Below are 20,350 nucleotides of genomic sequence, written 5' to 3' on the forward strand. Positions count from 1 at the left end.
TAGAGATTGCTAACTGGGGACTCGCAAAAGTATTTGCGATTGGTCTTTACATCGAGCTCCGTTTGAAAAGGCGCCGTTACACATGAAAGAACACTACAGAAAAGTTACAGGTAGCCTAGCTGCCTTTAACATGGCAATTATCTTGGGCGTGGTAGCAACATCGACAGAAAGCGGGCTTTTAATTACCGCGTTGATTTTTAGTTCTATTGGATTACCAGCAAGCCTTAGTGCATGGGTATTCAACCAATATGACAAAACACATTCAGGACACGGGCTTTGGATGGCGTTTACTACTATTGGTGCCTTAACTGGCTTAATTGGTATGGTATTATTAATTTCAATTAAGTCGGTACTGGCTGCTTTTATCTTTTTAATTTGTTCTGTGTTATGTATTGTAGCCGTGCACAAATCTACGCTAAAAGCTTTAGAGCTCGCAAAGATAACTAATAATATGCGTTAGCCATTATGCGCTTTCAACATTCACAACACTGGCTGAGCTTGTTTATTAAGCAAGTCCTTTAAAAACTCCGGTGCCAGGTCGGCACCATTTGGCCAGATCACTGTTTCCAGCTCGGGACCGACGCTTATTTTTTTAAAAGTAGTAAGGTTTTTCAGTGGCTCAAATACCGGGCCACGCAAAACACCATCAAGATCAATCTCTCCTGAAGTGCCGTCATCGAAAGCAACCCAAATTATGTAGTCCGACACATATTTGGCCGATTTAATATGTAACATAACTTAATCCAGTGGTGCGATGTAGTTTAAGCAAATAGCGCTTCATAGCCTGAATATTTGGCGTGAAAGTGTGGCGGATTATGATCGTTAAAATACATGGCAATCAGAATTCCGTAGAAGCGACTGATAACTGGCATTTTTCAACCCTTAGTTTAATGTGCTATCCATCATATTGAAACTATGAAAAGTGTCAAATAAACAATAAAGAGGGGAATCTGACAAAGTACTTTATCCGACTTCACAATACAGTTACTGGAAGCCTTAACTATTTGTTATTAGACGCAGCGGCTGATCGCTGAATACCCAGTCAATACCGCGATATGCTTCGCGATTTACAATGTCGGGATGGTTAACCTGGCCGGTACCAATATGTTTGCCTGCCGCTTTTAGCTGATTAATATAAGCCTGATTAAGCAAGGCAAAAGAGCCGGCTACTGCGCCATGTCCCAAGCTTATGTTCTGACGAATGATATCTTTGGTATTGGTTAACGCCACATCAACCAGGGTGGCTGGCGGTAATTGCCGAAACCCTTCCAGATGATCAGGCTCAAGGCTTAGCAGGTGATAATGCTCGCCAGGCTCAAGCGTGTCTAATAATCTGGTTAGCTGAGGCTGCAATGGCTTATTCTCACGCCAGGATGCTTTTAGCTCTATCATCAGGTGCAAGTGCTTACCATATCGTTCAATTACCTCTTGCAGGTGCGGTATTTGCGGCAGCTGGCGCCGCAGGTTAGCAAAGGACGTGCTGGCAATGTTAATATCGGGCCTTTGATACAAGCGGCCGCACGCCTGATCATGATGCACCACCGGCTCACCGTCTTTTGTCAGTCTGACATCAAGCTCGATACCCCAGATATTGTGCTTCAGGCAACGGTCAAACGCAGCCAGGGTATTCTCCGGCGCCGGGCTGTTGTTACCCGCAATATAGGCGCCACGATGCGCTACCAGTTTTACCTGTACAGGATCGGCCGGTATCCGGCAAGCCGGACTTAGCCGCCATAGCTGGTTGGCCAGATTGTTCAGATGATAAGTCCAGTCGGGCACGGTATTTATCCTGTTGGGGAGGTGGCAAAATAGTAGCAGTTTGCACTGGTATTTCGAAACAAATTGTTCACTTTATGCCGCAGATCCACTAGCATCATTCATTGTCATTGTCATTGTCATTGTGTCGAAAATCCAGCGCTACGGTTTTTAATAGAATATAAAAACAAGGAGCATATTTTGCCCACAAATCGTTATCTTGTTGCTGCGGCACTTTGCTGCATTATCGCTGCTTTGGCACACCTGGGATGTATTGTCTTTGGCGGCGACTGGTACCGCTTTTTTGGTGCTGGCGAGCAGATGGCGCTGCTGGCAGAGCAGGGCAATCCCCACCCGACAATCGTTACTTCTGTTATGGTAACTGTGCTGCTGATCTGGGCGCTATTTGCCTTATCCGGGGCTGGGGTTATCCGCCGTTTACCGCTGCTGCGTACCGTGCTTTGTGTTATTTCTGCCATTTTTTTGCTACGTGGCCTGGCGTTCATTGCCATTATGCCGCTATTTCCCGACAACAGCCTGAGCTTCTGGTTGGTTAGCTCGGCTATTTGTCTGGTGATTGGCTTACTCTATGCTACTGGCACAGTGCAGACCTGGCGCCAACTGCGTCCCGCTTGAATATATTCTATTTACATTTTGATACCAAAAACTGACATCAGTGACCGTAAACTATGCTAACGTTTCAGCAATAAAATTAGCAAAAAAGGAATTTGTTGATGGCGATTGATACCACTGGTGTGAAAATTGAAGACAGGCCCTTTGATCAGGTGCGGCAGGAGGCTATTGATCAGCTGATTATGAATTACAGCCATGGTGTGATATCAGCCGAAGCGTTTGAACGGCGGCTCGACGTTGCCTCTGACGCAACCAGCATTCAGGAACTGATAGATGTGGTGGCAGACTTATCATTGCAGCCAGATAACCTGTATCAGCAGCAACGTGAGCGTAGTTTTACGCCGCGCTACCAGGCTGGCAATGACACCCGTAACGAAAATATTATTTGTGTCCTGTCATCAAATCAGCATAGTGGCCAATGGTTGGTGCCAGCTGAAATTCGTATTGTTAGTATCCTTGGCTCAGTAGAACTGGATTTTTCTGAAGCGATTTTTCAGCATCAAAACATTGTTATCCGGGTAAATAACTGGATTGGCAGTTTAACCATTCTGGTTCCGGAGCAGGTTAATGTGGTATCGAATATGTTTAATATTATTGGCAGTACCGATAACAGAGCGCCTTGCATAGGCGATCGCCAGGCGCCACAAATTGTGGTGGAAGGGTACTCTATTCTGGGCTCACTGGATGTGAAACTGAAAACGACGATGAAAGAGAAATTCACTGCCTTTGCCGACCAATGTCGGGCCATGTTTGGTTTAAGTAAATCATAGGCATACGACTTACTTAATGAGTAAGTTGTTTGTTTTGCTGCGCTGTGCAATATTTAACCTGCATGCTCTCAACTGATTTCTCAAATTAGTGGAGCAGGCTTGATTGTGCTAACCGAAGCGCACCCACGTTATGGAGAGTAGCCCAGTGGGGGCATTTTTTCTATAACCTGTGGAGTGTTTTATATGGTCAGTAAAGTATTGCTATTTGTTTTGCTAATTAGCACGCCTTTGAGCCTAATAGCGGCACCAAAACTTACTATCTACGATGACGGCCGGTCCTGTCCGGCAAATTGTGATGCACATGTAGTGGTACACAAAAGTTTAAACGGTACCAAGTTTGTACATGATCCGGATTCCAGTGTTAGTAACCCAGTTGCTTGTAAAATTAACTCGTTCTGTAAAATTTGTTTTGATGATAACGCCACAGAATGTTTAGTCACCCAATACAGAGGCTCTGGTCCAGGTAAGAATACGTTTGATTTGACGCCCGCTTTTTATCAGCAATGGTGCGCAAAAGATGATCTACCTAGTGCGCTGAAGTCCAAATGTCAGGCACTGCAAAAAATTGAGCGCAAGCTTGATGGAAGAGTGAATTGTATTAAAGAGCCTGACAACACGTTATGTATTGAATTAATTGCCAAGGCAGAGCAAGCGCAAGCGCGTGATAATCCGAAGTACGAGCAATGTTTGCAGATTGGCCAGACGGCTTACAACAGCGATAAGCAAGATGCAGAGAAAAGACAGCATCATTGTGCTTATGAATATGAATCTAACGGCGGTCCGAATAGCCGCGGACTTAAGTGGAAAAAATTGCTGCCTGGTGTGTGTCGTAAGGGCACTTATGTGGGGCGCGATGGCTTGGATTGTTGTTCAGGGGTTGCGTTTGCTGATGCTGCTTTTGGGGCAGAGTGCAGAGATTTTTATCCAAAAAAACCGCTGTAGCAACCTATAGTAAAAAGCTTTTTACCATACAGCAGTTCTTCGCAAGGAAAATAAATGCTGACAAAATGTTCGAATCGGATGCTGGTAATACTGAGTTTAATGTGTTGTTCAAGCTTTGCATCGCCTGTTGGTTTTAAGCAACAATTGGCAGAGGCAGCCATGCAGCGTACCCATATGCAGGTGCGTTATGATGGTGCATATCGGCGTATTGGCTATCCGGGCGGTGATGTACCGGCAGATATTGGCGTGTGCACTGATGTGGTTATTCGAAGCTATCGCAGCCTGGGTGTCGACTTGCAACAGTTGGTACACGAAGATATGCGCAGTAATTTCAGCAGTTATCCGTCAAAGCGGATCTGGGGGCTGAGTCGACCTGATAGCAATATCGACCACCGGCGGGTTCCCAATTTACAGGTGTTTTTCCGCCGCCATGGCACTGAGCTGGCTGTAACTCAGCAGGCTGCAGATTATAAGCCCGGCGCTATTGTCAGCTGGATGTTGCCGGGCAATTTGCCGCATATCGGAATTGTTAGTGATAAGCGAGTACCAGGCACTGAGCGGCTGATGATCGTGCATAACATTGGCGCCGGACCAAAACTGGAAGATATGTTGTTTTCCTATCCGATAACCGGTCACTTCTACTATTTTAAGTAATTCCTATAAACAATCGAAACGCCTGACTAAATTAGCTAAAGCAAAATTATCAATTGCATAGTGTCGCTAATCCATCTATAACTTAATATGCGTATTTCGTTAGTAAGAGGTACGAGCAGTAGAGAGTGTAATGGAGGACGCAGTGTGAGTATTTTTTTAAAGCCATATGTGTGGTTAGTCGTTGGCGTGTTGTCGCTGTCGTTTCAGGTTACTGCGGTAACAGTGCAGTTTAATTCAGATCGGAATTCGGCCTGCTGGCAAGTTATTGAACAAAGAAAACCCGGTTTTTGCCGGCTGTATTTTCAGTTTACCGGAACCAAACCTGATAGCGTATACGCTGATCAGGCATCGTTGAGCAACTCGATGAGTGATTATCCTGTCAAACGCAGTAGCTATCCCACTTCATTTCAACAGTTGGAGTATGCATTGCAGTTTTTTCAGTACAGTGCACAGCGATTCAAAATTCGTAATAATCTGGTTTTTATCCGCTCTGACAATGGTGCTGTGCAACTCAATATGGGTATTCTTACCTCTGCCAGTGGTGGCTACAGCTATTTACTTGCCGACAACGATAACCAGATTAAACAGTTGATTGCCGATTTACAAAAAACTGACCCGCAATCAACACGCTATCAGCGAAGTATTGAACAACTTTTTCAAAATTAATCCAAACACTGCTAATTCAGTGTTAGTTCATTACCGGCGACGTACGGTGATGTTCTGATTTTGATTTTGAACCGTTGTTGCAGCTAGTCGTTTGCGCGGTCTGGAATGGGAAAGGAATGGATACCATCACAACGTTGCTGGCAAAGTTGCCAGCTCATACCCTACCTGAGTATTATATCTGGCTATATATCGTTACAAACCTGTTATGGTTTGCCTTATTTTGTTTTGGTAAACAGGCAGCGCGTAATCGTTATCAAAGGCTTGAGCATTCGTTAAACCTCGAACTTGAGCGCCGTCGTAAAGTTTACGAACTTAAAATCTGTCAGTATGAAGACTATTGCCATGAGCTTGAGGCATTTCGTCTCAGACATCAGAATGATTATCAAAAGGTGTTCCTGCCACTTTTTACCGAATTTAATAACCGATATCAGGCCGCTGAAGCAGCAGAAGACACAGCTGCAGCGTCTTTGGCGACCTTATGGTTCTCCGGAGAAATTCAAAAGGTTGCTACTGCCACTTCAACTGAATTACACATTCTTGATAAACAAACCGCCGAACTGAAGCTTAGTGCTGCTGACGATGTGGTTGAGATCTTGCTCGATATTCAGCAACTGTATCAGAATTTGCTTGTAGTATCTGGCGAGCAGATGAATCAATTGGTTGCTATAACCCTGAGTAAAGATTATGAGGCGGTTAAATTTATGGCCGAGAAGTTACAGCAAGTTGGTAGTCAGTTACAACAAAGCAGTGAGCAACTCATGCAAGCTATTCGTCGCGATTTACTAAACTTCTGACTGATCGTCACTTCAAAACTTTCTGATGGTGGAAGAGTATCGTGTTTTGAGAGCTTAACAAACGCGTTGCTCAGATTTATCGCCGGCCAAAGCCATCAAAGATGCGCCATACCTATTCTGTAAACGAATATTGACCAGCTGACAACCGTCAGTAAGATTCAGGGTATCCAGCTCCCGCCAGACACTAAGTTGCATATGTGGTCGAAGCAGCTGAGTTAGCGCTGCTAATTCAGTGTCGCTGAATTGATAGTAGCCCACGTTAGCGTCACCCGGGTAGTGTCGGATTTTATCGGTTTGCTGTTCTGATAAAAATAAAATGACCCTATCTGCCTGATGCAAAGCCCGACGCATACCTTTGCCAGTTAACGGTTCAACCGCAGCCCATAGGGTGTAGTGTTGGCAATCATCTTTTAGGTATAAGTCAGGCAGTTTTTCGGTATGAGACGTGTTATTCCAAACTGGACTTTGCTCATAAAGGGTAAGATAAGCTAGCAATCGTCTGCCAAAATGCTCTGCTGACTCACCCTGATACGGGGCAATATAATGGCGATGTTGCTGAAAAACTTTGTGCATTTCGCAGCTGTAGCTTAAGTCGAGTGTAACTAATTTTGTACTCATCAGCATTTCTATCACCGGGGATCACAGTCAAATTTTCATTTCCAGGCTGGGATCTACTGTATCTGATTAAACCGCTATCTGGTTAATCATCATATTATTAGGATAAAAATCTCTGCAATAACTATTCCATTTTAAATATTAGTGTTTAGACAATACAATTGGTAGCAGGTGAAAGCTATAAACTCCAATGCTGACGAAAAGCACTGGCCTGACGGCGGGATATTTCTACCTGTTTATTGTGTTGTAACTGAACATCAAAACCGCCACTGACTGATGGTGCTATCTCATTAATATAATGGGTGTTTATAATCCAGCTTCTGTTTGCCCGAAAAAAAACAGTCAGCAGGTAGGCGTTGTGCGATCGCACCTATACTCCGGTAGGTAGCAGGGGACGCTTGTGCCAGATGGACCCGGGTGTAATTACCCATAGCCTCAAAACAAATGACCTCAGCAAGTTTTACAAAAAAACAATGATCCCCATCTTTGATGAAAAATTGCTGATGTAACGCTAATTTTTGCTCATTTTGACTAACCGGTTGTAACTTATCAAATGCAGCTTGCAAGCGCGGCAAAGTAACGGGTTTGAGCAAGTAATCCAATGCGTTAAATTCAAACGACTTAACAGCGTAATGGTCATAGGCGGTAACAAAAATAACCTGTGGCAGGTAATCCAGTTGTTCCTGCAGTGTAAAGCCGTCGCCGCCTGGCATATTAATGTCCAGCAATACAACGTCTGGTTTTAATGTCTCTATTTGTTGCTTTGCCTGGCTGATATTGGCTGCCTCGGCAACCAGGCTGGCACCGCTGATATGGCTTAATTGTTCGGTTAATTCCAGCCTGGCCAGCCGGCTGTCATCGACAACAACTACCTTCATATTAGAACTCCAGTGGCAAACGAATGTGAGTTTTTACTTTATTATGTTCGCTTTGCAGCGCTAAGCCTGTATCCCGGCAATCGGGATAGAGCAACGTCAGTCGTTGCCTGATGTTTTGTAAGCCTACCCCCGGCCTTTTAACGTTGAGATCGAGCTTACCATCATTGCTGATGATGATATGCAGCATCGTATCGCTGCAAGACACCGTTACGTCGATACTGCCACCGGCAACTTCGGTACTGATACCATGTTTAATGGCATTTTCAACACACAATTGTAATAGCAGTTTAGGCACCAGTGCTTGCTGGCAGCGAACTGGTGCGTTAACAGAAAAACGCAAACGCTCTTCGAACTGAATAGAGCATAGTGCGATATATTCATTAACAATAGCCAGCTCGGCGCTCAGGGTGACTTTGCTTTTATCGTCTTTACTCAGGCTGTAACGCAGCATGTCAGCAAGCCGGGCCAGCATTTCTCTGGCTCCCCCGGGGTCTTCCAGGATTAGCGCCCTGATATTATTAATAGCATTAAATAAAAAATGGGGGTTTAACTGGTTTTTCAAGGCATCAAGCTGGCTGGATTTCAGTAGCTTGCTGGTTTGGCGTAGCTGACGTACTTTACTGATACTGAAATAGAGTACTGACCAGAACAGTAATGCCAGCAGCATATTGAAAAAATTGCCGGTAAAAACCAATTTAGCAACAAGAAGTTGTTGAGATGAGGGGATTGGATTGGTCACCCCGAAATGGGCCAGCATAAACACCATGCTCAGTAATATTGTCCCTGCAATCGCAGCAAAAAACAAACTGCAGATCCCCAGATATATCACCTGTTGCCAGATTATCCGTCTGCGCATGTGTTTTTTATAGCCACTGCGGATGAAGTGAGAGCCAATAGCACTGCTGCCTACCAGTACCAGTGCATAAAGCCATTCAACCGGCGTAAAGATAGGCCGAAGCCAGGCGCTAAAGCCAATTGCCGCATATAATATGAACCAGCCGAGCAGCTGACAGATAAGATAAGCATGACGATGCTGTGTCTCGTTGTCTGGTTCTAACTTCATGGTTGAGCGTCAGCGTTGATTGTGCTGCCAGCTCGCTGGCGTAACTGTTGTAACAGGGCCATACCGCCCGGCGTTACCGGATTAGTTGAATTGCTCAGAATAACAATCCCCACTTGTTCAGCTGGTGCAAACCCAACAAAAGAATTAAAACCACCGGTCTGACCGTTATGCCAAACAAGCCCATGGCGTTGCAGCATCCAACCAAATCCAATATCAGGATCAGACGTCAGAGGTTTAATCGATAATTGCATAGCGACACGAAGCTGTTGCTTTTTACTTGTCCCGTCAGACTCTGTTGCAGTAGCTTGCAGGTAATACTGTAGCAGTAGCGCCATATCATCAATTGTTGAAAGCACCGCCCCTGCGCCTGCCAATGCCTGAAAATGCCAATTAGCTACTGGCGTTTCATAAATCTGATAGCCCTGAGCGCGGTTGGGATAGCGGCTATTGGTCAGGGCAACTTTACTGTCTGACATACCGATTGGAGCAAATATTTGCTGTTGCATAATCTCAGCAAAAGTACTGTCTTGCTGCCGGCTCACTAATTCTGCCAGTAAGCCAAAACCAAAATTAGAATATTCAAACTGCTGTTCACCGGGCTGTACCTGTTGCAATGCTGACATTAAATCCGCACGGGTATAATTTGCATAAGGGTCGGTTACGTCAGTTAATGTCAGGTTTGCAGGTAAGCGCGGCAGACCGCTGGTATGTGTCAGTAAGTGAGCCAGGCTATATTGATGTTGCTGGTATTCGGGCGCCTGCAACAGCGACGCCACGGTATCGCTAAGCGACAATTGCTGCTTGGTGACAGCCAACGCAGTCAGCAAGCCAACTAAGGGTTTGGTGACAGAACCAATTTCAAACAACGTTTTATTGCTGACGGCAAGGTTTTGCTGATGGTCTGCAAAACCATGCAGATAAAAGCGGGTTTGGTTATCGCTGATGGTGGCAACTGCTACGCCTGCACTGCTGAATTCAGCTTTTAACCATTGCTCAATATCGGCTAACGTCGGCTGCAATGGTTGACTCAGCCCGGCTTTTTTTTTAAAACCAACGGCATAGCCGCACCCTGCACAAAAGTCCCTTGCCAGCCGTTATCCATCCAGGTCGCGCTATAGCTGGCATTTATAATAGCAGAGCTGAAATCCAGCTTTTCTGCAGTGATACTGAATGAATCAACCGGAATACCAAAGCTCTGCTGTTTCGGACTGTCGAGCGTGACATGATAGCCTTCACCTGATACCGCTATGTTTAACACCAGTGGCAGGCGGGCACTGTTATTGATAATAAGATCGCCATACCAACTGCCTTCATTTGCCAGCAATTTGAGCTGCTGCTCATTAAGTTTTGTTAAGTACAGCTCACGGGCTTTACCCTGAGTAAACTTGCCCTGCAGCTGACCTTTTACCAGGGTACCACTAAAACTGGCATTTAGCTTATCGTCCTGAAACTGGACACTTTGACCGTCGACGCTAAACTGGCTGGGACGATAATCAAACATTCCCTGATTGGGGCTGTCCAGGGTAAGGGAATATCCATCAGGCATATTGCTGATATTAATGCCAATCGTCAGTGCTGCCTGCGGCGCCATCTGCAGTTGTCCGCGCCATTTCCCGCTCAACTGCTCAGCACTAACTGCTGACGCACCGATTATCATTAGTAAAACGGTGAACCATGCGAGGGCCTGTTGCATACTCTTCTCCTTTACGATGTTGTCACTGTCAGCCAAGTATAATGATTGGAAATAGGAAGTGGCAGCTTTTATGTTTAACGGCGTTTTTTATATATCAACGGTAAAATGGCAAAATAACGCTAAGCTGTTATTGATTAGTAATAGTATTATTGCAAACGCGTCGTCTTCAACGGGAAGGTATTATGAAGTTAACTGAGCAGCAATGGCAACAACGTTTAACTGACGAACAATATCGGGTCACCCGCTTAAAAGGTACTGAATACCCGTTTACCGGCAAGTTACTTCATCATACCGCAGATGGTACCTATCATTGCATCTGTTGCGGTGCAGTGCTATTTGCGTCAGACACGAAATTTGATGCAGGATGTGGTTGGCCCAGTTTTTCTCAGGCGCTGGAGGGCAGGGTTAAGTATCACAGTGATACCAGCCATGGCATGCAGCGGACAGAAATTTTGTGTAGTAATTGCGATGCCCACCTGGGGCATGTATTCGATGATGGCCCGGCTCCGACTGGTCAACGATTTTGTGTTAACTCCGTGAGCTTGAGTTTTCAGCATGTGACAAAAACCTGAAAATAACCTGTTGTGGTTGTGGTAAGGTTTCAATATCTATTACAATGTGCCGCCTTTCGTAAACAAGCTGTACCCTACAAAGCAGCACGAGGCTCCGATTAATTCATTTTATTGAAGTAAAAGGCCGACACATGACCCTATCACACGCAGAGCAGTACCAGAAAAGCTGGCAGGAACGCCAGGAATATGCCGAAAATATGCAGCCCATTATTGGCCGGCTATACCGCAACAAAGGAATAGAAGTGGTGGTCTATGGCCGCCCTCTGGTAAATGCTACCACTATAGACATTATTAAAGCGCATAAAACAGTAGAGCGGTTTGAAGGCGAAAAATTGCGGCTACGCGAATGTTTTCCGGTGTTGGAAGCCATCAGCAAAATGAATCTTGCCCCTGGCCGGGTTGATATTGGCAAACTGGCTTATGGCTTTTTGTTCAAAAACTCGGGAGCGGGTTTAGATCTCGAGCAATATCTGGCGCGCGAGCTCAGTGATATTCTTGATCACGAAGATAAAGTTAAACCAACTGATGTCGTTTTATACGGGTTTGGTCGGATTGGACGCTTACTGGCTCGTTTAATGCTCGAGCGTTCAGGGCCAAGCAGCAAACTGCGCCTGAAAGCTATCGTTGTGCGTGGTGGTAAACAAGGGGATTTGGAAAAGCGCGCCAGTTTGCTGCGTCGGGATTCCATTCATGGCCCTTTTAACGGCAGCATTACCGTTGACGAGGAAAACCAGGGTATAAAAGCCAACGGCACCTTTATCAAGGTTATCTACGCCAGTTCTCCTGAACTAGTTGATTATACCGCTTATGGTATCGACAATGCGCTGGTGGTTGATAACACCGGGATCTGGAAAGATGACAAAGAGTTGGCTATCCATTTCCAAAGCAAAGGGACTGCCAGGGTGCTGTTAACAGCACCTGCTAAAGGCGACGTGCCCAATATCGTGTATGGTGTTAATCAGCATATGATTATGCCCGAACACAAGTTCGTATCTGCTGCCAGCTGTACAACCAACGCTATTACTCCGGTACTCAAGGCGCTTAATGATGAGTTTGGTATCCGTAATGGCCACGTTGAGACGGTGCATTCCTATACCAATGATCAGAATCTAATCGATAACTTTCATAAAGCGGAGCGCCGGGGCAGGGCTGCACCACTGAACATGGTCATAACTTCAACCGGAGCAGCCAGCGCTGTTGCGAAGGCCTTGCCTGAACTTAAAGGTAAATTAACGGGTAACGCCATTCGTGTGCCGACTCCGAATGTGTCGATGGCAATTCTGTCGTTAAACCTGAACAAAGAGACCAGCCGTGAAGAGATGAATGCCTTTTTGCAGCGCACGTCATTATTTTCCGAGTTGCAGGATCAAATTGATTACACCAGCTCTACCGAGATTGTCTCGTCAGACTTAGTCGGCTCACGTTACGCTGGGGTTGTGGACTCACAAGCGACGATTGTCGATGGCGATCGCTGCGTACTTTATGTCTGGTACGACAACGAGTTTGGATACAGTACTCAGGTAATACGGGTAATGAATGATATGGCAGGGATTAAATATCCGACGCTGCCGGTAGCGAAAGAATAAGTAAGACAGTAAATCAGATTAAAACGTCGCCTTTAGCGGCGTTTTTTTTCACAATTACAGTTAGAACGATATTCTAAATACGTATTTTTAAATTTGCGCCAATAAAAAAGCGGCCGTTAAAACGGCCGCTTTTTTAAACTAAACCTTGCTTGCTATTACAGCAGAGTCACGTTAGCAGCTTGTGGGCCTTTCTGGCCTTGTTCGATTTCGAACGCGACGCGTTGGCCTTCGTTTAAGGTTTTGTAACCTTCCGTCATAATTGCACGGAAGTGAACGAACGCGTCAGCACCGCCGTTATCCTGAGTAATGAAACCGAAACCTTTATCTGCGTTGAACCACTTTACTACACCAGTTACTTTAGCCATGAATGACTCCTAAATTAATATTTGAACGTTTTGCATAATGGGTTGATAGCCTGACTGTTACTCTACTTATGCGGCCAAACGTGCGTGAATCTTCAGGGACATGACTTACTATGAAGCTGTGTAGCGAAGTGTTCAAAAACATGTTGTTACATAGGTCTGCTCTACAGGCCGGTTAATATATTATCAGGTCTTTAAAGATTGTATAGTTTTTTTAAACAACCAATTTAAATAGAGAATAAAAAAAAACCGGCTTAAAGCCGGTTTTTTTAAACTGAACGAACGGTGCTATTAAAGCACAGTTACGTTGGCAGCTTGTGGGCCTTTCTGGCCTTGTTCGATTTCGAACGTTACGCGCTGACCTTCGTCTAAAGTTTTGTAACCTTCAGTCATGATTGCACGGAAGTGAACGAACGCGTCAGCGCCGCCGTTATCCTGAGTAATGAAACCGAAACCTTTATCTGCGTTGAACCACTTTACTACACCAGTTACTTTAGCCATGAATGACTCCTAAAAATTTTAATGATACTAAATTACGCTTAATGCGCTGTTAGCCTGACTGTTAAATTTACTTATGCGGGCAAACGTGCGTGAATCTTCAGGGACATGACTTACTATGAAGCTGTGTAGCGAAGTTTTCAAAAACATGTTGTTACATAGGTCTGCTTTACAGGCCGGGGAGTACTTTAACAGTTCTGAGCTGAATGTATAGCTTTATTATTAAAATAATGAAATTAATTACAGATAAAATAATAAAACCGGCATTAAGCCGGTTTTATTTACATAAAATGCCGTTATGACAAATTATTTATTGGCAATTGCCTGTTCAGGTGCTGTGTACGCAAAGCCAAGTGCTTCGGCAACGCTTTGGTTAGTCACTTTACCGTGGTACACGTTTAAGCCTGCCAGCAAATGTTTGTCGTCAGTGAGTGCCTGCTTGTAACCTTTGTTCGCCAGACGAATAATAAAAGGCAGGGTTGCATTGTTTAATGCAAATGTTGAGGTGCGTGGCACTGCTCCTGGCATGTTTGCCACACAATAGTGCACAACATCATCAACAATGTAGGTTGGATCCGCATGAGTGGTCGCTCTTGAAGTTTCCACACAACCACCCTGGTCGATGGCTACATCAACGATGGCCGAGCCAGGCTTCATTCGTTTGATATGCTCTGCCGTAATTAGCTTAGGTGCAGCGGCACCTGGCACGAGTACGCCACCAATTACCAGATCGGCAGCCAGCACTTCCTGCTCCAGGGCGGCGGCTGTTGAATAAATAGCTTTTACAGCACCGTTAAACTGAGCATTAATACGACGAAGTACATCGACGTTGCGATCCAGTACCGATACATCAGATCCCAGACCTACCGCCATTTGAGCAGCATTGGTACCCACCATGCCACCACCGATAACAACAACTTTGGCTGGAGCAACACCTGGAACACCACCTAACAATACGCCACGACCACCACAAGATTTTTCCAGCGCCCTGGCGCCAGCCTGAATTGACATCCGCCCAGCAACTTCTGACATAGGCGCCAATAGCGGCAATCCACCTTTACTGTCTGTTACTGTTTCATAAGCGATACACACCGCTTTTGATTTTATTAAGTCTTCAGTTTGCGGTAAATCAGGAGCCAGGTGTAAATAAGTAAACAGGATCTGGCCTTCACGCAACATAGCGCGTTCAGCAGCTTGTGGCTCTTTAACCTTAACAATCATTTCAGTTTTTGCGAAGACTTCTGCCGCAGTCGCTAACACGACAGCACCGGTATCGGTGTAATCTTCATCGGTAAATCCTATGCCAATCCCAGCGTTATGTTCGACATAAACACTGTGGCCGTGGCCAATCAGCTCACGCACGCTGGCTGGTGTCATACCGACACGGTACTCGTGATTTTTTATTTCTTTTGGTATGCCGATAATCATAATATTCCGCCCTGTAGGTTGTAGGTAAAATTTGTGCGCAGTATACAGGGTATAAATCAGAATTAATGCTTGTTTTAATGCGCCTGTGTAGTGCAAAATCCTGCTTAGTTTTTTTTAATAGATGGTTTTCACTGCAATGTACTCTTTAAGTAAGAGCATCAAGAAGTTAGACCGTATTGATCGTAAAATTCTCACTGAATTACAACACGATGGTCGCCTGGCAAACGTCGAATTGGCCAGAAGGGTGGGCTTAAGTCCAACGCCTTGCCTGGAGCGGGTACGTAAACTCGAGGCCGAAGGTTATATTATCGGTTATACGGCGCAGGTTGACCCACATAAAGTAGGTGCCGCTTTACTGGTGTTTGTAGAGATAACCTTAAGTAAAACCTCGCCTGAAGATTTTGATGAGTTTAGTAAGGCGGTGCAAAAACTGGTAGAAATACAAGAGTGCCATCTGGTTTCGGGTAGCTTCGATTTTTTGTTAAAAACCCGGGTAGCGGATATGGCAGCCTACCGTGAACTGTTGGGCGAAACGTTGTTAAGATTACCCAGCGTGCGGGAAAGCCGTACTTATGTGGTAATGGAGGAAGTTAAACAAAGCAGTTTTGTAGCAATGAGTATTTCCCGATAAGCAGAGGGTTATCTGCCTTTAGCCGCTATCGATAACTGGTCGGTAAAGCGGGGGTTAATCTCGGTGACATTACGCTTGATAATCAGGCACATTAGCATGGAAATAAGCCTGCCAGAGCAGGGTGCCACGTAATGATGCTGATGCACTTTTTCGCAGGCTCTGGTATGGTAGTAAGGTCTGCGCAGAGAGTATAAAAATAATGAGGCCCATCATTTGCAAAGCAAACAATTATTTCCTTTAAATGGCGTGCAACGTCTGCTCGAAGTGGGATTGATCCTGTTCTGGGCACTGGCGTTATTTTTACTACTGGCATTGTTTTCGTTCGATCCTGCCGATCCAAGCTGGTCGCAAACTGGTTATCAAACCAATGTAAATAATTTCGCCGGACTGATTGGCGCCCGGGTCGCGGATATATTGCTATTTTGTTTTGGCTGGGTGTCTTATCTGATGCCATTTTTAATCGCGGCATTCGGCTACTTGCTATTTAAACGTTATCACGATGTTTTTGCCCTTGATTATCTTATTCTCGGGCTGAGGTTGATCGGTATTGTATTAACCCTGGTGTGTGCCACAGCAATCAGTAGCATGAATTTCGATGATATTTATTATTTTTCTTCCGGTGGCGCAGTCGGCGACGTCACCACCAGTATCCTATTGCCCTATTTCAATTTTATCGGGACCAGTTTGTTGCTGCTGGCTGGTTTCACTACTGGTCTGACATTGATGACCGGGATCTCCTGGTTAACCGTTGCGGATTATCTTGGGATGGCTTGTTTTAAGGCGGGCCAATGGCTGGCGTTGTTGCCGGGTTGGCTTAGTGAGCGTTTTGGTAGTGCACCACCGGATACTGATGATGCTGACGTTGTTGAACCCGCGCCGTTGCAACTTAATCATGCTCAGCATAAATCTGCAATTGAGCGATCTGAAGCGGCGCTTTTTGGCGAGTCAAAAGTGACCGGGCCTTTACCTGTTAAGCCGTTGAACCCTAAAACAGAAGCAAAATCCTATTACAGTCTGGACCAACTGGCAGATGAGCAGTTGTCCTTTAGTGCGGTTGATGAGCCAATGAATGCCGAGCATATTTCTAAAACATTGGCTCAGCTGGAACCTCAGGAATCGTTGGACCCGTTAATGCAGTATCCGGAAGAGGAAGAGGATGCTGATGACAGTGAAGAAGTTCAGCACACCATGGAAGAACTTCCTTCATTGGCGTTACTTGATCGCCCTGACAAGGCACAGAATCCAATAGACCCAGCCGACCTTGAGCGCGTTTCCAGGCTAGTTGAAGCCAAGTTGCTCGATTTTAACGTCGAAGCGCGGGTAGTGGGTGTACATCCGGGGCCGGTAGTAACCCGCTTTGAACTGGATTTAGCCCCCGGGGTTAAGGTGAGTAAAATTACCGGTCTGGCGAAAGATTTAGCGCGGTCTTTATCCGCAATCAGCGTACGGGTAGTTGAGGTAATTCCTGGCAAATCGTTTATTGGTTTAGAATTACCCAACCAACATAGAGAGATAGTGCGCCTATCCGAAGTTATTGGCGATGAAGTGTTTACTGAATCTAAGTCTGCTCTGACCATGGTGTTAGGCAAAGATATTGCCGGTAAATCTGTCGTGGCTGACTTAGCTAAAATGCCACATTTACTGGTTGCCGGTACTACCGGTTCAGGTAAGTCAGTTGGCGTTAATGTAATGATATGTAGTCTGTTGTACAAATCGACACCGGATGACGTACGCTTTTTGATGATAGACCCGAAAATGCTTGAGTTGTCTATTTATGAAGGAATACCACACTTATTAACGGAGGTGGTTACCGATATGAAAGACGCTGCCAATGGTCTGCGTTGGTGTGTAGGTGAAATGGAGCGGCGATACAAACTGATGTCTGCCCTCGGTGTTCGGAATTTAAAAGGCTATAACCTGAAGGTGAAAGAAGCGATTGCCGCCGGAGAACCATTAAAAGATCCACTGTGGAAACCTTCTGATGACATGCGTACCGAAGTGCCCTTGCTGGAGAAATTGCCGGCAATAGTTGTTGTAATTGACGAATTTGCCGACATGATGATGATTGTTGGTAAAAAAGTGGAAGAACTGATAGCCCGCATCGCCCAAAAAGCCAGGGCAGCAGGCATTCATTTAATTTTAGCGACGCAGCGGCCATCGGTTGATGTTATTACCGGGCTAATTAAAGCGAACATTCCGACCCGGATTGCGTTTCAGGTATCATCAAAAATTGATTCCAGAACGATTTTAGATCAGCAAGGTGCTGAGAGCTTATTAGGGCAGGGTGATATGTTGTATTTGCCACCGGGCTCCGGCGTACCTAATCGGGTGCATGGCGCTTTCGTTGACGATCATGAAGTTCATGCGGTGGTTGCTGACTGGAAAAAACGTGGCAAACCAAATTATATTTCTGAAATTTTAAGTGGTGAAACCAGCGAAGAAAGTCTGTTACCCGGGGAAACGATGGAAGGCGATGATGGCGAAGCTGATCCGTTGTACGATCAGGCAGTAGCGCACGTCATTGAGAGCCGCCGGGCTTCAGTTTCCGGTGTTCAGCGTAAATTCCGGATCGGCTATAACCGGGCCGCACGACTTGTTGAGCAAATGGAAATGAGTGGCGTGGTCAGTGGACCAGGCCATAATGGTAATCGTGAAGTAATGGTGCCGGCACAACCTAAAGGGTATTAAATGAAAAAACTGGCGTTAGTAACGGTAGTAGCAATAGTGTTCAGCAGTCTCAGTCTGGCTCAACAATCTGCCACTGTTGATTTTGCTCCGCATTTAAAACAGGCACAGCAACAGCGATTAAGCGCACCGGATGGCAGTGCTGAACTACTGGTTGAGCTTGCTAAAATCAGCAGTTTCTCTGCGCGGTATCAGCAGCAGGTTTTTGATGAACAACAACAACTGTTGCAACAGGGGCAAGGTAGATTGCTGCTTAAAAAAGTGGCTCAATTCCGCTTTGAAGGCGAAGAACCTGAACCTGTGTTACTGATGAGTGATGGTGAGACCCTGTGGTTTTATAATGAGCTGCTTGAACAGGTAAGTATTTATGATGCAAGGGCTCAGGTTGGCCAGACTGCTTTTGCGCTGCTCACCACAACAGATCCCGTTCTGTGGCAGCAATACCAGGTTATTGCCCGGCCGGATGTCTTTATTATTCATCCGATAGACAGCAATAATCCGGTACAACAATTGACCTTAGCCTTTGATAAGAATGGCATTAGTGAAATGACGGTTATTGATATTAATCAGCAGCAGAGTGTATTTCGTTTTACAAATGCCAGCTTAAACCCGGATATTGCTGATAGCCAGTTTACGTTCATTGTGCCGGATGGCGTTGATATTGACGATCAGCGTCAGCGTTAAGCTACATGGCTAATCTACCGCTCGACTTCAGCGATGATATAAGACCGCTTGCGGCCAGGCTGCGGCCATTAGTGCTAAGTGAGTACGTTGGTCAGCAGCACCTGATAGGGCCGGGTACTCCACTTTATCAGGCGATACTGGCTGGCAAAGTTTATTCGCTTATTTTATGGGGCCCGCCGGGTACTGGTAAAACGACGCTGGCTGAACTGATAGCCAGTCACGCGAAGGCAACGTTACAGAAGTTGTCGGCCGTAACCAGTGGTGTAAAAGACATTCGCCAGGCGATTAGTGATGCTCAGCAGCGCCAGCAACAATATCAACAGCGTACATTACTGTTTGTCGATGAGGTTCATCGTTTTAATAAAGCCCAGCAAGATGCTTTTTTGCCCTTTATTGAAGACGGTACCATCATTTTTATTGGTGCCACTACTGAGAATCCTGCTTTTGCCCTTAATAATGCAATTTTATCCCGGGCCCGTGTTTGTGTCTTAAAAGCACTAAATGACACTGACTTGCAGCAAGTGTTGCAACGGGCCCTGACTGACCAAAAGCTGGGCCTTGGTGCGATGCAGCTTACGATTGAAAGCGATGCAGAGCAGTTATTGTTGCAGCTAGCAAATGGTGATGCCCGTAAGCTGCTAAATATTCTGGAACAAGCTGCCGATCTAACCCTGGCGGGTGATGAAACTGGCCCGGGCCGGATAATTAATGCCGCAGTAATTAAACAAGTTGTTCCGCGGCAATTACCGGGCTTTGATAATCAGGGCGACATGTTTTATGACTTGATTTCCGCCTTTCATAAATCAGTTCGTGGTTCCGATCCTGATGCCGCATTATACTGGTATTGCCGGATTTTAGCAGGTGGTGGCGATCCGTTATATGTTGCCCGGCGCTTACTGGCGATTGCCAGCGAAGATATTGGTAATGCCGACCCCAGAGCACTCACCCTGGCGCTGAATGCCTGGGATACGTTTAGCCGGGTTGGTCCGGCAGAGGGAGAGCGGGCTATTGCTCAGGCGACGGTATATCTGGCACTGGCACCAAAAAGCAATGCGGTATACCAGGCGTTTAATCAGATGAAACAACTGGCTGAAACATTGCCGGATTATCCGGTGCCGCTACATTTGCGCAATGCACCGAGTAAACTACAAAAACAGTTGGGCCATGGGGAAGGGTATCGTTATGCGCATAATGAGCCAGGGGCTTATGCAGCAGGTGAGTGCTATTTACCGCCAGAGCTGGATGATAAACGCGTATATCAGCCGACGGAACGCGGTATGGAAAAACAGTTGGCAGATAAACTCGCTTATTTACGCCAACTCGATAGGCAAAGCCCGCAGCAACGCCATAAAAAATAGGCTTTCTTTGAACTAAGTCGCCCTAAGGCATTTCAATTTAAGGCGTAGCTGGTTAATATTCGTGGCTATTATTTTAACCTTGT

25 protein-coding genes are annotated in these 20,350 nt (G+C 45.7%); 13 read left to right on the forward strand and 12 right to left on the reverse strand.

Annotated elements, in window-relative coordinates; translation table 11 throughout:
- Positions 1 to 82: 82 nt before the first annotated feature.
- Complete coding sequence (locus B2Q61_RS06030; RefSeq protein WP_290615876.1) at positions 83 to 460, forward strand: hypothetical protein; 378 nt, start codon at positions 83 to 85, stop codon at positions 458 to 460.
- A 20-nt stretch (positions 461 to 480) separates the two neighbouring features.
- Here B2Q61_RS06030 and B2Q61_RS06035 read toward each other — a convergent pair whose 3' ends face one another.
- From B2Q61_RS06035 to B2Q61_RS06045, 3 genes are all read right to left on the reverse strand, one after another.
- Positions 481 to 735 (reverse strand): DUF2442 domain-containing protein, encoded by a 255-nt coding sequence (locus B2Q61_RS06035; RefSeq protein WP_290615874.1) that lies wholly within the window; start codon positions 733 to 735, stop codon positions 481 to 483.
- 26 nt (positions 736 to 761) lie between these two features.
- Positions 762 to 872: a DUF4160 domain-containing protein gene (locus B2Q61_RS06040; protein ID WP_290615872.1), complete on the reverse strand. Its 111-nt coding sequence runs from the start codon at positions 870 to 872 to the stop codon at positions 762 to 764.
- Between the two features lie 124 nt (positions 873 to 996).
- Entirely contained in the window at positions 997 to 1,779 is a 783-nt protein-coding gene (locus B2Q61_RS06045; RefSeq protein ID WP_290615870.1) for a glycerophosphodiester phosphodiesterase, read from the reverse strand.
- 177 nt (positions 1,780 to 1,956) lie between these two features.
- Between B2Q61_RS06045 and B2Q61_RS06050 the strand changes: the two genes are divergently transcribed.
- The 6 genes from B2Q61_RS06050 to B2Q61_RS06075 all read left to right on the forward strand — a co-directional run bounded on the left by B2Q61_RS06050 (position 1,957) and on the right by B2Q61_RS06075 (position 6,214).
- Positions 1,957 to 2,391, forward strand: coding sequence for a hypothetical protein (locus B2Q61_RS06050; protein WP_290615868.1), 435 nt, complete (start codon positions 1,957 to 1,959; stop codon positions 2,389 to 2,391).
- Between the two features lie 98 nt (positions 2,392 to 2,489).
- A complete protein-coding gene (locus tag B2Q61_RS06055; RefSeq protein ID WP_290615866.1) occupies positions 2,490 to 3,158 on the forward strand; it encodes a LiaF domain-containing protein in 669 nt (222 codons plus the stop codon).
- Positions 3,159 to 3,341: 183 nt separating this feature from the next.
- The gene (locus B2Q61_RS06060; protein ID WP_290615864.1) at positions 3,342 to 4,100 is read left to right on the forward strand and encodes a hypothetical protein; all 759 of its coding nucleotides are present in this window, start codon (positions 3,342 to 3,344) and stop codon (positions 4,098 to 4,100) included.
- 54 nt (positions 4,101 to 4,154) lie between these two features.
- Positions 4,155 to 4,754, forward strand: coding sequence for a DUF1287 domain-containing protein (locus B2Q61_RS06065; protein WP_290615862.1), 600 nt, complete (start codon positions 4,155 to 4,157; stop codon positions 4,752 to 4,754).
- Between the two features lie 144 nt (positions 4,755 to 4,898).
- Positions 4,899 to 5,420 carry a hypothetical protein gene (locus B2Q61_RS06070; protein ID WP_290615860.1) on the forward strand — a complete coding sequence of 174 codons (522 nt, stop codon included), beginning with the start codon at positions 4,899 to 4,901 and terminating at the stop codon, positions 5,418 to 5,420.
- Between the two features lie 116 nt (positions 5,421 to 5,536).
- Positions 5,537 to 6,214: a hypothetical protein gene (locus B2Q61_RS06075; protein WP_290615858.1), complete on the forward strand. Its 678-nt coding sequence runs from the start codon at positions 5,537 to 5,539 to the stop codon at positions 6,212 to 6,214.
- Positions 6,215 to 6,268: 54 nt separating this feature from the next.
- Here B2Q61_RS06075 and B2Q61_RS06080 read toward each other — a convergent pair whose 3' ends face one another.
- From B2Q61_RS06080 to B2Q61_RS06105, 6 genes are all read right to left on the reverse strand, one after another.
- Entirely contained in the window at positions 6,269 to 6,832 is a 564-nt protein-coding gene (locus B2Q61_RS06080; protein WP_290615856.1) for a YaeQ family protein, read from the reverse strand.
- A gap of 175 nt (positions 6,833 to 7,007) precedes the next feature.
- Positions 7,008 to 7,199, reverse strand: a complete 192-nt coding sequence (locus tag B2Q61_RS06085) for a LytTR family DNA-binding domain-containing protein (protein WP_290615854.1) — start codon at positions 7,197 to 7,199, stop codon at positions 7,008 to 7,010.
- Positions 7,120 to 7,707: a LytR/AlgR family response regulator transcription factor gene (locus tag B2Q61_RS06090; RefSeq protein ID WP_290615852.1), complete on the reverse strand. Its 588-nt coding sequence runs from the start codon at positions 7,705 to 7,707 to the stop codon at positions 7,120 to 7,122. The genes B2Q61_RS06085 and B2Q61_RS06090 overlap by 80 nt, the downstream gene beginning before the upstream one ends.
- Position 7,708: 1 nt before the next feature.
- Complete coding sequence (locus B2Q61_RS06095; protein ID WP_290615850.1) at positions 7,709 to 8,770, reverse strand: sensor histidine kinase; 1,062 nt, start codon at positions 8,768 to 8,770, stop codon at positions 7,709 to 7,711.
- The gene (locus tag B2Q61_RS06100) at positions 8,767 to 9,789 is read right to left on the reverse strand and encodes a serine hydrolase domain-containing protein (protein ID WP_290615848.1); all 1,023 of its coding nucleotides are present in this window, start codon (positions 9,787 to 9,789) and stop codon (positions 8,767 to 8,769) included. The genes B2Q61_RS06095 and B2Q61_RS06100 overlap by 4 nt, the downstream gene beginning before the upstream one ends.
- A gap of 8 nt (positions 9,790 to 9,797) precedes the next feature.
- Positions 9,798 to 10,463, reverse strand: coding sequence for a hypothetical protein (locus tag B2Q61_RS06105; RefSeq protein ID WP_290615846.1), 666 nt, complete (start codon positions 10,461 to 10,463; stop codon positions 9,798 to 9,800).
- A 182-nt stretch (positions 10,464 to 10,645) separates the two neighbouring features.
- On the opposite strand from B2Q61_RS06105, the gene msrB reads away from it, so the two are divergent.
- Together msrB and B2Q61_RS06115 are read left to right on the forward strand one after the other, a co-directional pair.
- On the forward strand, positions 10,646 to 11,035 hold the full coding sequence (gene msrB / locus B2Q61_RS06110; protein ID WP_290615844.1) for a peptide-methionine (R)-S-oxide reductase MsrB: 390 nt from the start codon (positions 10,646 to 10,648) through the stop codon (positions 11,033 to 11,035).
- A 131-nt stretch (positions 11,036 to 11,166) separates the two neighbouring features.
- Positions 11,167 to 12,621 carry a glyceraldehyde-3-phosphate dehydrogenase gene (locus B2Q61_RS06115; protein ID WP_290615842.1) on the forward strand — a complete coding sequence of 485 codons (1,455 nt, stop codon included), beginning with the start codon at positions 11,167 to 11,169 and terminating at the stop codon, positions 12,619 to 12,621.
- A gap of 155 nt (positions 12,622 to 12,776) precedes the next feature.
- On the opposite strand, the gene cspE (B2Q61_RS06120) is transcribed toward B2Q61_RS06115, so the two are convergent.
- From cspE (B2Q61_RS06120) to ald, 3 genes are all read right to left on the reverse strand, one after another.
- Positions 12,777 to 12,986, reverse strand: a complete 210-nt coding sequence (cspE, locus tag B2Q61_RS06120; protein ID WP_019674402.1) for a transcription antiterminator/RNA stability regulator CspE — start codon at positions 12,984 to 12,986, stop codon at positions 12,777 to 12,779.
- Positions 12,987 to 13,274: 288 nt separating this feature from the next.
- Positions 13,275 to 13,484, reverse strand: a complete 210-nt coding sequence (cspE, locus tag B2Q61_RS06125) for a transcription antiterminator/RNA stability regulator CspE (protein WP_019674401.1) — start codon at positions 13,482 to 13,484, stop codon at positions 13,275 to 13,277.
- A 303-nt stretch (positions 13,485 to 13,787) separates the two neighbouring features.
- Positions 13,788 to 14,909, reverse strand: coding sequence for an alanine dehydrogenase (ald, locus tag B2Q61_RS06130; protein ID WP_290615840.1), 1,122 nt, complete (start codon positions 14,907 to 14,909; stop codon positions 13,788 to 13,790).
- A 136-nt stretch (positions 14,910 to 15,045) separates the two neighbouring features.
- Here ald and lrp point away from each other — a divergent pair, with 136 nt between their 5' ends.
- The 4 genes from lrp to B2Q61_RS06150 all read left to right on the forward strand — a co-directional run bounded on the left by lrp (position 15,046) and on the right by B2Q61_RS06150 (position 20,267).
- A complete protein-coding gene (lrp, locus tag B2Q61_RS06135) occupies positions 15,046 to 15,540 on the forward strand; it encodes a leucine-responsive transcriptional regulator Lrp (protein ID WP_290615839.1) in 495 nt (164 codons plus the stop codon).
- A gap of 213 nt (positions 15,541 to 15,753) precedes the next feature.
- Positions 15,754 to 18,228 carry a DNA translocase FtsK gene (locus B2Q61_RS06140; RefSeq protein WP_290615838.1) on the forward strand — a complete coding sequence of 825 codons (2,475 nt, stop codon included), beginning with the start codon at positions 15,754 to 15,756 and terminating at the stop codon, positions 18,226 to 18,228.
- Positions 18,229 to 18,909, forward strand: coding sequence for an outer membrane lipoprotein chaperone LolA (lolA, locus tag B2Q61_RS06145; protein ID WP_290615836.1), 681 nt, complete (start codon positions 18,229 to 18,231; stop codon positions 18,907 to 18,909).
- 5 nt (positions 18,910 to 18,914) lie between these two features.
- Positions 18,915 to 20,267 carry a replication-associated recombination protein A gene (locus B2Q61_RS06150; RefSeq protein WP_290615834.1) on the forward strand — a complete coding sequence of 451 codons (1,353 nt, stop codon included), beginning with the start codon at positions 18,915 to 18,917 and terminating at the stop codon, positions 20,265 to 20,267.
- The last annotated feature ends 83 nt before the right edge of the window (positions 20,268 to 20,350 follow it).

This window comes from Arsukibacterium sp. UBA5043 (assembly GCA_002415085.1).
Taxonomy (GTDB): domain Bacteria; phylum Pseudomonadota; class Gammaproteobacteria; order Enterobacterales; family Alteromonadaceae; genus Alishewanella.